The sequence below is a fragment of the Pseudomonas sp. p1(2021b) genome (assembly GCF_020151015.1).
GTDB lineage: Bacteria > Pseudomonadota > Gammaproteobacteria > Pseudomonadales > Pseudomonadaceae > Aquipseudomonas > Aquipseudomonas putida_K.
Map to the genome: position 1 here is coordinate 1,113,493 of NZ_CP083746.1, position 14,141 is coordinate 1,127,633.

Sequence of the window (14,141 nt, forward strand, 5' to 3'; positions counted from 1 at the left end):
CGTTGTCTATGACCTGTCGCGGGCCCCAGTGCCCTGAAGGAGAGCTGCAACCCTATGATCCGCCGTACCCTGCCTGCCGTGTTTGCCCTGTTGCTCAGCCCGCCCTTGCTGGCTGGGCAGCAGACGTTGTTCAGCTTCGTGCGCCCGGCCTCCGTGGTCAACGTGACCACCGTCGATGCCCGTATGCCGCAGTACAACGCCGAGCAGACCGCCGAGGGCGAGGTGCTGCGGCGCGTGGTGTTCGACCCCGTGCAACGGCCGACCTTGCGTCTGAGCCCGCAAAGTGGCGCCTGGGACTGGTCGGCTGGCCAAGCACTGACCTTGCGCCTGCAAAGCGCCATGGACTGGGCCTTGACGGTGGATGTCACGGTACAGAGCAGCGACGGGCGCACCCTGACCAGCCGGGTCGACCTGCCCGCGGGGCCTGCGCAGACGGTGATGGTGCCGCTGCAGGCGCGCTCGCCGTTGAGCCAGGGCATGCGCGCAGGGCCGCCCATGCCATGGGTATACGAAGGGCAGCGCCTGTTGCTGGCCAGCAGCGCCGGGGACATTGACCTCAAGCAGGTAGTTGCCGTCAGCCTGAGCATTCCCAACCCCAAGGTCGCCCAGAGCCTGCTCATCGAGAAGGTCGGCATCCAGGATGACGACCAGGCGTTCAAGGCCGCCTACGAAGGCTTGCTCGATGCCTATGGCCAGTCGACGCGAGGGCGCTGGCCGGAAAAAATCACCCGCGACGAACAGCTCAAGGCTGCCGACAGCCGTGAGCAACAACAGCTCAAGGGCTGGCTCGCCGAGCGTGGCAAATTCAAGCTGGATGCCTATGGCGGCCTGCTGGCCGGGCCTGCATTCGAAGCCAAGGGCTTCTTCCGCACCGAGAAGCGCGACGGTCGCTGGTACCTGGTCACCCCGGATGGCCATCCTTTCTATTCGCTGGGTGTCAATGCCGTGGCCGTCGACGGCGGGCGAACCTATGTGCAAGGCCGCGAGGGGATGTTCAAGGCCTTGCCGAGCGAGGGCGAGCCGCTGGCTGCCTTCTACGGCCAGGGCAACAACGACGATGGCAATGCTTCGTCCCAGGGGCGCAACTTCAAGCAGGGCCGCTGGTTCGACTTCTATGCCGCGAACCTGCAACGCACCTACGGCCAGCCGTGCCCGGCAAGCCCCCAGGGCCAGCCGGCGCCCGCCTGCCCGCCAGCGACGCTGGATGCCCCCCGGTGGCAGGGGCATGCCCTGGATCGCCTGCAGGCCTGGGGTTTCAATACCCTGGGCAACTGGAGCGACCCGGCCCTGGGGCAGGCCCGGCGGGTGCCCTACACCTTGCCGCTGTCGATCGTCGGCGACTACACCAGCATCAGCACCGGCATGGACTGGTGGGGACGCATGCCCGACCCGTTCGATCCGCGTTTCGCCATGGCCACCGAGCGCGCCGTGGCCATCGCCGCCCGTGACCACCGTGACGACCCCTGGCTGATCGGCTACTTCGCCGACAACGAACTGGCCTGGGCCGCGCCCGGTGATGACCCCAAGGCCCGCTACGGCCTGGCCTACGGCACCCTGCGCCTGACCACCGACGTACCTGCCAAACGCGCCTTCCTCAAGCAGTTGCGCGACAAGTACCGCAACCAGCAAGGGCTGTCCAAGGCCTGGGGGATCGACCTGCAGGCCTGGGAACTGATGGAGGACCCGGGCTTCGAAGCGCCATTGCCCAGTCCCGAGCACCCTGAAATCGAGCGTGACTATCAGCATTTCCAGCAGGTGTTCGCCGAGACCTACTTCAAGACCATTTCCGATGCCTTGAAATGGCACGCCCCCAACCACCTGCTGCTGGGTGGTCGTTACGCGGTCAGCACGCCGGAGGCGGTCAAGGCCTGCGCCGAGTTCTGTGACGTGCTGAGCTTCAATTTCTACACCCTCAAGCCTGAAGACGGTTACGACTTCGCTCGTCTGGCCGAGCTGGACAAGCCGGTGCTGGTGTCGGAGTTCCAGTTCGGTTCCCGTGACCGTGGGCCGTTCTGGCCAGGGCCGCTGGAAGTCGCCCGCGAAGAGGACCGTGGGCCTGCCTACGGCAACTTCCTCAAAGCGGCCCTGGCCCAGCCGATGATCGTCGGGGCGCACTGGTTCCAATACCTCGACCAGCCGGCCACCGGCCGTCTGCTGGACGGCGAGAATGGGCACCTGGGCCTGGTGGCCATCACCGATGTCCCCTATGCCGGATTCGTGGAGGCGGTGCGCAAGAGCAACCTGCAGGCCATGGACCAGCTGCGCAAGGCGCTGGAGCAACAGCAGCCGGCGCAACGCTGAACACGGCGCAGCCCCTTGTAGGAGGGGCTTGCTCCGCAATAAGGGCAGACACTGGCCTGCCATCACGCACGACCATCCGGCCACATTCAGTTTGCAAATCGGCCAACTACTGGAACAATGCACGACTTTGTTGAGAAAAGTCGTACGGAGAGCGGTCGGGTGCAGATTCAGGGTCACTATGAGCTGAAGTTCGAGGCGGTGCGCGAGGCCTTCGCCGCGTTGTTCGACGATGCCCAGGAACGGGGTGCGGCGTTGTGCATCCAGGTCGGCGGCGAAACCGTGGTCGACCTGTGGGCCGGTAGCGCCGACAAGGACGGACGGGAAGCCTGGCACAGCGACACCATTGCCAACCTGTTCTCCTGCACCAAGACCTTCACCGCCGTGACGGCCTTGCAACTGGTGGGCGAGGGCAAGCTGGCCCTGGACGCCCCCGTGGCCCGCTACTGGCCTGAATTCGCCCAGGCCGGAAAAGAGGCCGTGACCCTGCGCCAACTGCTCAGCCACCGTGCCGGCCTGCCGGCTATCCGTGAGCTGCTGCCGGCCGAGGCGCTGTACGACTGGCAGGCCATGGTCGATGCCCTGGCGGCCGAGGCGCCCTGGTGGGAGCCCGGTACCGAGCATGGCTATGCCGCCATCACCTACGGCTGGCTGATCGGCGAGCTGATCCGCCGCGCCGATGGACGCGGCCCGGGCGAATCCATCGTGGCGCGTACCGCCCGGCCCTTGGGCCTGGACTTCCATGTGGGTCTGGCCGACGAAGAGTTCCACCGCGTGGCACACATCGCCCGTGGCAAGGGCAACCCCGGCGATGCTGCCGCCCAGCGCTTGCTGCAGGTCACCCTGCGCGAGCCCGAGGCCCTGTCGACCCGGGCGTTCACCAACCCGCCGGCCATCCTCACCAGCACCAACAAGCCCGAATGGCGGCGCATGCAGCAACCGGCGGCCAATGGCCATGGCAATGCCCGTAGCCTGGCGGGCTTCTATGCCGGCCTGCTCGATGGCAGCTTGCTGGAGTCGGAGCTGCTCGATGAATTGACGCGTGAACACAGCCTTGGCCAGGACCGCACCCTGTTGACCCAGACCCGCTTCGGCCTGGGCTGCATGCTCGACCAGCCCGACGTGGCCAATGCCACCTTCGGCCTGGGGCCGCGTGCCTTCGGTCACCCGGGAGCCGGTGGTTCGGTCGGGTTCGCCGACCCGGAGCACGACGTGGCCTTCGGTTTCGTCACCAATACCCTTGGCCCCTATGTATTGATGGACCCTCGGGCCCAGAAACTGGTACGCGTCCTTGCCAGTTGCCTTTGATCGGGTAATGCGGGTATTGCCCGGACCCTTTGACTATCCTCAATGCCAACGCCTGGTGTGTGTGGGCAAAATCTCTTTCTAATTCATGGTGTATCGCTGATGTCTTCACATAAAACCTTAGCACTCGCCCTGTGCCTGGCCGCGACCGGTTGCGCCCAGCACTCGCAGAACGCGTCGAGCGACGCGGGCCTCAACTGGTGGCCCTTCGGCTCGGACAAAGTCGCCGAGCAGGAAGTGAAGGAGGCCGTGACCGAGAAGGTGGCCAAGGCCGACGCCAAGTCCGAAAGCTCCAGCCGCTGGTGGTGGCCGTTCGGCGGTGACGATAAGCAGGCCAAGGGCCCGGTGGTGCCGAAGATCGACCAGAAGGCCACCCAGGCTTGGCTGGACGAGTACGAGCCCAAGGTGCGCGAAGCGATCAAGGGCAGCAAGTTCGAGCTCGAACGCCGTGACAACGTGTTGGCGGTGACCATCCCGGTGGATGGTTCGTACAACCCGGACCGCCCGAACATGCTGCTGCCGATGACCCTGGGCCCGATCACCCGCGTGGCCAAGACCGTCGAAACGGACCCAAAGACCGCCGTGCTGGTGCTGGGCCATGCCGACACCAGCGGCGCCGCCGCTGCCAACCAGAAGCTCAGCCTCGAGCGCGCCGCCTCGGTGTCGGCGATCTTCCGCCTCAGCGGCCTGCAGCGTGACCGCCTGACCCTCAAGGGCATGGGCTCGGTTATGCCTCGTGCCGCCAACGACAGCGCTGAAGGTCGCGCCCTTAACCGCCGCGTGGAAATGTTGCTGACCCCGCAGAACACCATGGTTGCGCTGCTGGCCAAGTACCAGCAGGCTGCCCCGGCCCCGGCCCCGGCGCCGGCCTCGATGGTCGCAGTCCAGGACAAGGCACCTGCTGCCAAGCCAGCAGCGAAGGCTGCGGCCAAGCCAGCGGCGAAAAAAGCCACCGCCAAGGCCAAGGCGCCGGCCAAGACCACTGCGAAGAAGAAGGCCACGGCAAAACCGGCAGCCAAGAAGGCCACCACCGAGAAGAAAGTGGCTTCTGCCAAGACCAACTGACCGTTAAGGATACGCTGTCATGACCCAGTCCCTGGCCGATATGCGCCGCGACTACACCCGCGATGGCCTGACCGAAGACCAGGCCCCGGGAGAGCCGTTCGCCCTGTTCCACCAATGGTTCGGCGAGGCAGTGAAGACCGAGCAGGCGCCGGTGGAGGCCAATGCCATGACGCTCGCCACCGTCGATGGCGAAGGTCGCCCGCATTGCCGGGTGCTGCTGCTCAAGGGGCTCGACGAGCGTGGTTTCACCTTCTTCACCAATTACGACAGCGCCAAGGGCCAGCATCTGCTGGCCAACCCTTTTGCCGCCATGACGTTCTTCTGGCCGGCACTGGAGCGCCAGGTGCGGATCGAAGGGCGGGTGGAAAAGGTCACGGCCAAGGAGTCCGACGACTATTACCAGGTACGCCCGCTGGGCAGCCGCCTGGGGGCCTGGGCCTCGCCCCAGAGCCGGGTCATCGCCGGTCGTGAGGAGCTCGAAGGGCTGGTCAAGGCCACCGAGGCGCGCTTCTCCGATAGCCAACCCCATTGCCCCGAGCATTGGGGCGGGTACCGCCTGCTGCCTGAGCGCATCGAGTTCTGGCAAGGGCGCGCCAGCCGGCTACACGACCGCCTGAACTACCGCAAGCTGGACGGCCAGTGGCTGCGTGAGCGCCTGGCGCCTTAACGTTGGTAAGCTGTATCAACGCTGAATAAACACAGTTTTATAACGTATGTGTCGTGACAGTCGTCAACGCACGGGGTCTAATGGACACCTGACTTATGGAGAGTTTTCCCATGCGTAAATCCGTTTTGCTGGTGGCCAGCTTCACCACCCTGTCGCTGTTGCTCGGCGGTTGTGCGTCGAACCTGTCCGGTGACAGCTATTCCCGAGACGAGGCCCGCCGTGTACAGACCGTGCGCATGGGCACCATCGAATCCCTGCGCCCTGTGAAGATCGAGGGCACCAAGACCCCGATCGGCGGCGGTGCAGGTGCCGTGGTCGGTGGTGTGGCCGGTAGCGCCATCGGTGGCGGTCGCGGCAGCATCGTTGCCGCGGTGATCGGCGCTGTTGCTGGCGGCCTGGCAGGTTCCGCTGCCGAGGAAGGCCTGACCCGTACCCAGGGCGTGGAGATCACCGTACGTGAAGACGATGGCAGCATGCGCGCCTATGTGCAGCAAGTGCAGCAGAACGAGATCTTCCGTGTCGGCGAGCGTGTTCGCATCCTGACGGTCGATGGCACCAGCCGCGTCACCCACTGATCGGCGCAGGCAACAAAAACCCCGACACGGCCCAGGCCGGTCGGGGTTTTTTGTTGCCTGGGCGGTCAGTTGCCCGGCGACTTGCGACTGGCCATCGCGGTGATCCCATAGCCAATCAGCGCGGCGAACAGCGAGCCGGTGAGAATGCCCATGCGGTCCATGCCGGCGAAGTCGCTGGCGCCGGGCACGAAGGCCAGGGAGCCGACGAACAGGCTCATGGTGAAGCCGATGCCGCAAAGAACGGCCACGCCCAGCACCTGCCCCCAGTTCGCACCCGTGGGCAGTGCGGCCAGGCGCAGCTTGACGGCGATCCAGGTCAGGCCGAACACACCGACCGTCTTGCCCAGCAGCAGGCCGATGGCGATGCCCATGGGCACCGGGTGGGTGAAGCTGTCCACGGTCATGCCAGCCAGGGATACACCGGCGTTGGCGAAGGCGAACAAGGGCAGGATGGCATAGGCGACCCAGGGGTGCAGGGCGTGTTCGAGGCGCAGCAGGGGCGACGGCTCGGCATGCTGGGTGCGCAGAGGAATGCACAGCGCCAGGGCGACACCCGCCAGGGTCGCATGCACACCGCTCTTGAGCACGCAGACCCACAGCACAAGGCCCACCAGCAGGTAGGGCGCCAGCTTCACCACGCCGAGCCGGTTCATGGCCAGCAGCGCCAGCAGGCACGCCCCGGCCAGCATCAACGACAGGCTCGACAGGCTGCCGGAGTAGAACAGGGCGATGATGACGATGGCGCCCAGGTCATCGATGATCGCCAGGGTCATCAGGAACAGCTTCAATGACACCGGCACCCGCTTGCCGAGCAGTGCCAGCACGCCCAGGGCGAAGGCGATATCGGTGGCGGTGGGAATGGCCCAGCCGGCGATGGCGGCGGGGTTGTCGCGGTTGATGTACCAATAGATCAATGCCGGCACCAGCATGCCGCCGATAGCGGCGGTGGCAGGCAGCACCACCTGCGACGGCTTGGACAGGTGGCCTTCGACGATCTCACGCTTGACCTCCAGCCCGATCAGCAGGAAGAACAGCGCCATCAGGCCATCGTTGATCCACAACAGCAGTGGCTTGGCGATCTGCAAGGTGCCGACCTGGACCGCGACCGGCACATCGAGCAGCCCGCCATAGAGGTAGGCAAGCGGGGAGTTGTTGATGATCAACGCAAGTACGGCAGCGGCGATCAGCAACAGGCCTCCGGCGGCTTCCAGCTGGAGGAAACGGGAAATAAGGTTACGCACGGCCAAACGGGTCTCCATGAGCAGGTTTGGTGTTGAAAAAGATAAACCCTAGCGCACCGGCTTTGAAATCCAGATGCCCAGCGCTTTTGTCATAGGTTTTTACTGCCCGGCTCGCGAAGCCTAGAGAACTCTGGGACAGGTGATGAGGGGGATTTTCTGATTTCTTGCGTGGTTTTGTAGGAACGGGCTTGCCTCGCGATCAAGGCGAAGCCCTTGCCAGGCCACAGTGATATCGGGCCGGGCCTAATAGCGGGACAAGTCGGACCGCCGCACCGCCGCTCCTATAGAGGCCGCAACACCAAATAGTTATGCGTTGTTCCATGAGGAGCGGGTTGCATGTTCGATGGCCAGGTATTCAGCCATCGAGTCCCAGCATGTCACGGGCCACGGCTTCAGCGATGCGGATGCCATCGACGCCAGCGGACAGAATGCCGCCCGCATAACCAGCACCTTCACCGGCCGGGTACAGGCCTTTGAGGTTCAGGCTCTGGTAGTCCGCGCCACGGGTGATGCGTACCGGCGATGAGGTGCGCGTCTCGATGCCGGTCAGCACTGCGTCGTGCAGGTTGTAGCCTTTGATCTGGCGGTCGAACGCCGGCAGGGCCTCGCGGATGGCTTCGATGGCGAAGTCCGGCAGGCTGGGTGCCAGGTCGCCCAGGGTGACCCCTGGCTTGTAGGAGGGCTCGACGCTGCCCAGTTCGGTGGAGGCACGGCCTGCGACGAAATCGCCGACCAGCTGTGCCGGTGCCTGGTAGTTGCTGCCGCCCATGACATAGGCATGGGCTTCCAGGCGTTCCTGCAGCTCGATACCGGCCAGCGGGCCGCCCGGGTAGTCGCGCTCCGGGTCGATGCCGACGACGATGCCGGAGTTGGCGTTGCGCTCGTTCCGCGAATACTGGCTCATGCCGTTGGTGACGACCCGGCCTGGCTCGCTGGTGGCCGCTACCACGGTGCCGCCCGGGCACATGCAGAAGCTGTACACCGAGCGACCGTTCTTGGCGTGGTACACCAGCTTGTAGTCGGCAGCGCCCAGTTTAGGGTGGCCGGCGTACTTGCCCAGGCGCGCCTTGTCGATCAGCGTCTGAGGGTGTTCGATGCGGAAACCGACCGAGAACGGCTTGGCTTCCATGTACACACCCTTGGCATGCAGCATGCGGAAGGTGTCGCGGGCACTGTGACCCAAGGCCAGGACCACGTGGCGCGAGTGCAGTTGCTCACCACTCTCCAATACCACCCCGGTCAGCTGGCCATCTTCGACCAGCAGGTCGGTGACCTTCTGCTGGAAGCGCACTTCGGCGCCCAGGGCGATCATGTCCTGGCGCATCTGCTCGACCATGCCGGTCAGGCGGAAGGTACCGATGTGCGGCTTGTTGATGTAGAGGATTTCCTCTGGCGCACCGGCCTTGACGAATTCTTCCAGGACCTTGCGCCCATGATGGTTCGGGTCCTTGATCTGGCTGTACAGCTTGCCGTCGGAGAACGTCCCGGCGCCGCCTTCGCCGAACTGCACGTTGGACTCGGGGTTGAGCACGCTCTTGCGCCACAAACCCCAGGTATCCTTGGTGCGCTGGCGCACTTCCTTGCCGCGCTCGAGGATGATCGGCCTGAAACCCATTTGCGCCAGCAACAGGCCTGCGAAGATGCCGCACGGGCCGAAGCCGACCACGATCGGACGCTCCTGCAGGTCGGCCGGGGCCTGGCCGACGAACTTGTAGGTCACGTCCGGGGCTGGGCCAATGTTGCGATCATCGGCGAACTTGCGCAGCAGCTCGGCTTCGTTGCTCGCTTCCAGGTCGATGGTATAGATGAACAGCAGTTCGCTGTTCTTCTTGCGCGCGTCGTAGCTGCGCTTGAACAGGGTGAAGCCGAGCAGCTGCTCATCGGTGATGCCCAGGCGTTGCACGATGGCCTCGCGCAGCGCTTCGTCGGTGTGATCCAGGGGCAGCTTCAGTTCGGTGATTCGTAGCATGGCAGGGTCCAGTATCCCGGCCATGGGCGGCCGGCGGCTTTACACAAACCGCCAAGTATAAGCTGTTAGCTGCCTCGACTGGAGGATAAAAGCACCCAGGCGATCAGTTGTCGCGGGCACCGCCGTAGTAGCCGCAGCCATGCAGGGTCTGGCCGTCGATGCGCAGCTCGGCGCGCAGGTGGCGCACGGCGCCGCTCATGCTGTCGACGCAGCGTTGCGGCGCGACCCACAGCTCCACGTGCTGGCCGTTGGCTTCGCTGCTCAGGGTCAGGCCGCCGCCGGGCACTTCTTCTTCGAGGTAAGGCAGGGGCAGCGGGTCTTTGCCGGGGCGTTCGATGATCATGCCCTTGCCGCTGGCCTTCACCGACCAGAACGGTTCCTGGCCATCGGCGCGCAGGGTCAGCTGCTTGAAGTTGGGGTCTTCGCAGGCGCGGGTGGAGGGTTCCAGGCGATACAGGCGTTGCACGTCGAGGCGGCCATCATTGTCGGCCTGCCTGCTGCCGGCCAGGCGCCCGCGCACATCCGCGAAAAGTTTGTCGCCTGCGTCGTCGGCCAGGGTGGCGGCCTCCTGCAACAGGCCTGTGGCACCGACGTCGTTGACCACGAAACGACGGGCTTCGGTGCACGGCTTGAACAGCAGCTTGCCACCCCCGGCGCTCAGCTCGCCCTGCATGCGCAGGGTGCCGATGTTCGGGTCGGCAGGCTTGTCCGCCAGCAACTGACAGCCCGCGAACAGCGGCAGCAGGGTGGCGAGCAGCAGGGGAGGGGTGAGGCGCATGGGGTGGACTCCGGGGGATCTTTGCCAAGGAGCTGGCCACGTTACTCAGGCTTTGCCGGGATCACAAGTTTTCGGTCAACCGTGCTGGCCTCTTCGCGGGTAAACCCGCTCTCATAGAACAACGCATAACTCATTGATTTGACAAGGCCTGTAGGAGCGGGCTTGTCCCGCGATCAAGGGCGAAGCCCTTGCCATACAGCCGCGGCGGCTGGGCCGGCCCAATCGCGGGACAAGTCGGACCGCCGCACCGCCACTCCTACAGAAGAAGGCGGCGCTAGCCGCTTGTTCTCTGCGCGACAGCGCAGCCCGAAGGGCTGGGTGATCTCCCACAGAGACATGCAAGGCTTGAATGGGGCGCCGTAGCTATGGGAGCGGGTTTACCCGCGAAGAGGCCAGCATGGGCGATACAAAACCGGCAGGCAGAAAAAAGGGCCCGAAGGCCCTTTTTCCGGTCAACCCCCCAGGTACGCGTCGCGCACCTTGGGGTCGGTCAGCAGTGCTTCGCCGGTACCCTGCATCACCACCTTGCCGTTTTCCAGTACATAGGCACGGTCGGCGATCTTCAACGCCTGGTTGGCATTCTGCTCCACCAGGAACACCGTCACGCCGTCGCGGCGCAGCTGTTCGATGATGTCGAAGATCTGCTGGATGATGATCGGCGCAAGGCCCAGGGAGGGCTCGTCCAGCAACAACAGCTTGGGCTTGCTCATCAGCGCCCGGCCGATGGCCAGCATCTGCTGCTCGCCGCCGGACATGGTGCCGCCACGCTGCACGTAGCGCTCCTTCAGGCGAGGGAACAGCTGCAGGACCTTGTCCAGCTGTTCCTGGTAGTCGCCCTTGTTGGTGAAGAAGCCACCCATCGCCAGGTTCTCTTCCACGGTCAGGCGGGCGAACACACGGCGGCCTTCCGGCACGACCGCGATGCTCTTGCGCATGATGTGCGAGGAGGGCTGGCCGACCAGTTCCTCACCCAGGTACTTGATGCTGCCGCTGTGTGCCTGGGGCGAGCCGCAGAGGGTCATCAGCAATGTCGACTTGCCGGCGCCGTTGGCGCCGATCAAGGTGACGATCTCGCCCTGGTTGATCTCCACGTTGACGCTGTGCAGCGCCTGGATCTTGCCGTAGAAGGTGGAAACGTTCTCGAACTTCAGCATTTACGCCTCCCCCAGGTAGGCCTTGATCACATCAGGGTTGCCGCGAATCTCTTCCGGCGTGCCGTCGGCCAGGGGCGTGCCCTGGTTGATCACCACGATGTGGTCGGAAATGCTCATCACCAGCTTCATGTCGTGCTCGATCAGCAGCACGGTCACGTTGTGGGATTCGCGCAGGTAGGCGATCAGGGCCTTGAGGTCCTCGGTCTCCTTGGGGTTCAGGCCGGCGGCTGGCTCGTCGAGCATGATGATCCGGGGCTGGGTCATCATGCAGCGAGCGATTTCCAGGCGGCGCTGTTGGCCGTAGGCCAGGGTGCCGGCGGTACGGTTGGCGAACTCGGTCAGGTTGACCTTCTCCAGCCAGTACTGCGCGCGCTCCATGGCCTCTTTCTCGCTGCGGCGGAAGCTCGGCGTCTTGAACAGGCCGGCGAAGAAGTTGGTATTCAGGTGGCGATGCTGGGCGATCAGCAGGTTCTCCAGCGCGGTCATCTCCTTGAACAGGCGCACGTTCTGGAAGGTTCGCACCACGCCCTTGCGCGCGATCTGGTGCCCGGCCAGGCCCTGGATCGGCTGGCCATCGAGCAGGATGGTGCCGCCGCTGGGCTTGTAGAAACCGGTCAGGCAGTTGAACACGGTAGTCTTGCCGGCACCGTTGGGGCCGATCAATGCCACCACCTGTTTTTCCTTGACGGTCAGGCCCACGCCATTCACCGCCAACAAGCCGCCGAAGCGCATGCTCAGGCCGCTGACTTGCAGAATTTCGCGGCTCATCGACGCAGCTCCATATGGGGGCGTTGCATGGGCAGCAGGCCCTGCGGACGCCAGATCATCATCAATACCATCAGCGCACCGAACATCAGCATGCGGTACTCGCTGAACTCACGCATCAGCTCCGGCAGCAGGATCATCACGATGGCCGCGAGGATCACGCCCAGCTGAGAGCCCATGCCGCCGAGCACGACGATGGCGAGGATGATCGCCGACTCGATAAAGGTGAACGACTCCGGCGTCACCAACCCTTGGCGGGCAGCGAAGAAGCTGCCGGCGAAACCGGCGAAGCAGGCGCCCAGGGTGAAGGCCGACAGCTTGATCACGGTCGGGTTCAGGCCCAATGCACGGCAGGCGATCTCGTCCTCGCGCAGCGCTTCCCAGGCGCGGCCGATCGGCATGCGCAGCAGGCGGTTGATCACGAACAGCGCCAGCAACGCCAGCAACAGGGCGACCAGGTAGAGGAAGATGACCTTGTTGATCGAGTTGTACTGCAGGCCGAAGAACTCGTGGAAGGTCTGCATCCCTTCGGCGGCGCGACGTTCGAAGGTCAGGCCGAAGAAGGTTGGCTTCTCGATGTTGCTGATGCCGTTGGGGCCACCGGTCAGGCCGGTGAGGTTACGCAGGAACAGGCGGATGATCTCGCCAAAGCCCAGGGTCACGATCGCCAGGTAGTCACCGCGCAGGCGCAGCACCGGGAAGCCGAGCAGGAAGCCGAAGGTCGCGGCCATCAGGCCGGCGATCGGCAGGCAGATCCAGAAGCTCAGGCCGAAGTAGTGCGACAGCAGGGCGTAGCTGTAGGCGCCGACGGCGTAGAAGCCGACGTAGCCCAGGTCCAGCAGGCCCGCCAGCCCCACCACGATGTTCAGGCCAAGGCCCAGCAACACGTAGATGAGGATCAGCGTGGCGATGTCGACCGCGCCCCGCGAACCGAAGAACGGCCAGACCAGTGCCACTACGATCAGACCCATGATGACCCAGCGCTGGGTCTTGGGCAGGGTCAGGTAGTTGGTGACCGACGCGGGGATCAGCTTGCGCTCCGAGCGGCCGCGCATCGCTGCGCTCCACTGTTTGTCGAACAGCACGCGCAGGAACATCAACACCGAGCAGATGGCGATGATCGAGAGGGTGAACGGCCCCTGGCTGTGAACCACCAGGTTGATGCCGTCGATGCTGAGTTTCAGGCCAAGCACCGGGAACGCCACGGCCCAGACCAGGGCGACGCTGAACAGCGCCTGTTTGAGATTTCTGTTCATACTTTTTCAACCTCCGGACGGCCCAGGATGCCGGTCGGCCGGAACAGCAGGACAAGAACCAAGAGCCCGAATGCCACCACGTCCTTGTACTGGTCGCCGAAGATGTCGGCGCCGAAGGCTTCGGCCACGCCCAGCACCAGGCCACCGAGCATGGCGCCCGGGATGCTGCCGATGCCGCCCAGGACCGCCGCGGTGAAGGCCTTCAGGCCTACCAGGAAACCGGCGTTGGGGTTGATCACGCCGTACTGCATGCTCAGCAGCACGGCCGCCACCGCCGCCAGTGCGGCACCGATGACGAAGGTCAGGGCGATGATGTTGTTGGTGTTGATACCCAGCAGGTTGGCCATCTTGATGTCCTCGGCACAGGCACGGCAGGCGCGGCCCAGGCGGGAACGGGAGATGAACAGGGTGAGGCAGGTCATGGCCACCAGCGTGACCACGAACACCAGGATCTGCATGTAGGACACCAGGACTTCCTCGGCACCGCCTGGCCCGAAGGAGATGGAGCCGGGGATCAGGTTGGGGATGGACTTGTCCTTAGAATCTTGCGAAAGCAGGACGGTGTTCTGCAGGAAGATCGACATGCCGATGGCGGAAATCAGCGGGATCAGGCGGTTGCTGTTGCGCAGGGGGCGGTAGGCAACCCGTTCGATACTGTAGCCATAGGCACTGGTAACGACGATGGTGGCGATGAAGGCCACGGTCATCAGCAGGGGCAGCGAATCGATACCCATCATGGCCAGGCCCGCCAGGGCGATGAAGGCCACGTAGGAACCGATCATGTACACCTCGCCGTGGGCGAAGTTGATCATGCCGATGATGCCGTACACCATGGTGTAGCCGATGGCGATCAAGGCATAGGTGCTGCCGATGGTCAATCCATTAACCAGTTGTTGGAAGAAATGGTAGATCTCAGGCATTACAGCGCTCCTAAAAACCTGATTTGCATTTCACTGGCAGGGGTACGGCCAGGAAACCGCGGGTGACGGTTTTAAGATTTTCAGGTGAACCCGCCCCCGGATCGCGGGGATCAGGCCCATGAACCTCGTAAAACAAAGCCCACTGCTC

Annotated in this window: 12 protein-coding genes; 5 read left to right on the forward strand and 7 right to left on the reverse strand. The window is 64.4% G+C overall.

Annotated elements, in window-relative coordinates:
- Positions 1-54 precede the first annotated feature (54 nt).
- The 5 genes from K8374_RS05240 (at position 55) to K8374_RS05260 (ending at position 5,910) form a co-directional block, all read left to right on the forward strand.
- A complete protein-coding gene (locus K8374_RS05240) occupies positions 55-2,301 on the forward strand; it encodes a beta-galactosidase (protein ID WP_224458183.1) in 2,247 nt (748 codons plus the stop codon).
- A 159-nt stretch (positions 2,302-2,460) separates the two neighbouring features.
- Entirely contained in the window at positions 2,461-3,606 is a 1,146-nt protein-coding gene (locus K8374_RS05245; RefSeq protein ID WP_224458184.1) for a serine hydrolase domain-containing protein, read from the forward strand.
- A gap of 99 nt (positions 3,607-3,705) precedes the next feature.
- Positions 3,706-4,668, forward strand: coding sequence for an OmpA family protein (locus tag K8374_RS05250; protein ID WP_224458185.1), 963 nt, complete (start codon positions 3,706-3,708; stop codon positions 4,666-4,668).
- A gap of 19 nt (positions 4,669-4,687) precedes the next feature.
- Complete coding sequence (pdxH, locus tag K8374_RS05255) at positions 4,688-5,335, forward strand: pyridoxamine 5'-phosphate oxidase (RefSeq protein ID WP_084856079.1); 648 nt, start codon at positions 4,688-4,690, stop codon at positions 5,333-5,335.
- A 110-nt stretch (positions 5,336-5,445) separates the two neighbouring features.
- Positions 5,446-5,910: a glycine zipper 2TM domain-containing protein gene (locus tag K8374_RS05260; RefSeq protein ID WP_084856081.1), complete on the forward strand. Its 465-nt coding sequence runs from the start codon at positions 5,446-5,448 to the stop codon at positions 5,908-5,910.
- 65 nt (positions 5,911-5,975) lie between these two features.
- Here the strand turns inward: K8374_RS05260 and nhaA are convergent, their stop codons facing one another.
- From nhaA to livH, 7 genes are all read right to left on the reverse strand, one after another.
- A complete protein-coding gene (gene nhaA / locus K8374_RS05265) occupies positions 5,976-7,151 on the reverse strand; it encodes a Na+/H+ antiporter NhaA (RefSeq protein ID WP_263498520.1) in 1,176 nt (391 codons plus the stop codon).
- A 355-nt stretch (positions 7,152-7,506) separates the two neighbouring features.
- The gene (locus K8374_RS05270) at positions 7,507-9,120 is read right to left on the reverse strand and encodes an NAD(P)/FAD-dependent oxidoreductase (RefSeq protein ID WP_224458187.1); all 1,614 of its coding nucleotides are present in this window, start codon (positions 9,118-9,120) and stop codon (positions 7,507-7,509) included.
- A 103-nt stretch (positions 9,121-9,223) separates the two neighbouring features.
- The gene (locus K8374_RS05275; RefSeq protein WP_224458188.1) at positions 9,224-9,898 is read right to left on the reverse strand and encodes a COG3650 family protein; all 675 of its coding nucleotides are present in this window, start codon (positions 9,896-9,898) and stop codon (positions 9,224-9,226) included.
- Positions 9,899-10,350: 452 nt separating this feature from the next.
- Entirely contained in the window at positions 10,351-11,052 is a 702-nt protein-coding gene (locus K8374_RS05280) for an ABC transporter ATP-binding protein (protein ID WP_224458189.1), read from the reverse strand.
- Positions 11,053-11,820, reverse strand: coding sequence for a high-affinity branched-chain amino acid ABC transporter ATP-binding protein LivG (gene livG / locus K8374_RS05285; protein ID WP_084856089.1), 768 nt, complete (start codon positions 11,818-11,820; stop codon positions 11,053-11,055).
- A complete protein-coding gene (locus K8374_RS05290; protein ID WP_084856091.1) occupies positions 11,817-13,073 on the reverse strand; it encodes a high-affinity branched-chain amino acid ABC transporter permease LivM in 1,257 nt (418 codons plus the stop codon). The genes livG and K8374_RS05290 overlap by 4 nt, the downstream gene beginning before the upstream one ends.
- Entirely contained in the window at positions 13,070-13,993 is a 924-nt protein-coding gene (livH, locus tag K8374_RS05295; RefSeq protein ID WP_084856094.1) for a high-affinity branched-chain amino acid ABC transporter permease LivH, read from the reverse strand. The genes K8374_RS05290 and livH overlap by 4 nt, the downstream gene beginning before the upstream one ends.
- Positions 13,994-14,141: the final 148 nt, after the last annotated feature.

What these genes read in the sequence shown, in the direction of transcription:
- K8374_RS05240 (WP_224458183.1), top strand. Translation starts at nt 55, where the DNA reads ATGATCCGCCGTACCCTGCCTGCCGTGTTTGCCCTGTTGCTCAGCCCG.
- K8374_RS05250 (WP_224458185.1), top strand. Translation starts at nt 3,706, where the DNA reads ATGTCTTCACATAAAACCTTAGCACTCGCCCTGTGCCTGGCCGCGACC.
- pdxH (WP_084856079.1), top strand. Translation starts at nt 4,688, where the DNA reads ATGACCCAGTCCCTGGCCGATATGCGCCGCGACTACACCCGCGATGGC.
- K8374_RS05260 (WP_084856081.1), top strand. Translation starts at nt 5,446, where the DNA reads ATGCGTAAATCCGTTTTGCTGGTGGCCAGCTTCACCACCCTGTCGCTG.
- K8374_RS05270 (WP_224458187.1), bottom strand. Translation starts at nt 9,120, where the DNA reads ATGCTACGAATCACCGAACTGAAGCTGCCCCTGGATCACACCGACGAA.
- K8374_RS05275 (WP_224458188.1), bottom strand. Translation starts at nt 9,898, where the DNA reads ATGCGCCTCACCCCTCCCCTGCTGCTCGCCACCCTGCTGCCGCTGTTC.
- K8374_RS05280 (WP_224458189.1), bottom strand. Translation starts at nt 11,052, where the DNA reads ATGCTGAAGTTCGAGAACGTTTCCACCTTCTACGGCAAGATCCAGGCG.
- livG (WP_084856089.1), bottom strand. Translation starts at nt 11,820, where the DNA reads ATGAGCCGCGAAATTCTGCAAGTCAGCGGCCTGAGCATGCGCTTCGGC.
- K8374_RS05290 (WP_084856091.1), bottom strand. Translation starts at nt 13,073, where the DNA reads ATGAACAGAAATCTCAAACAGGCGCTGTTCAGCGTCGCCCTGGTCTGG.
- livH (WP_084856094.1), bottom strand. Translation starts at nt 13,993, where the DNA reads ATGCCTGAGATCTACCATTTCTTCCAACAACTGGTTAATGGATTGACC.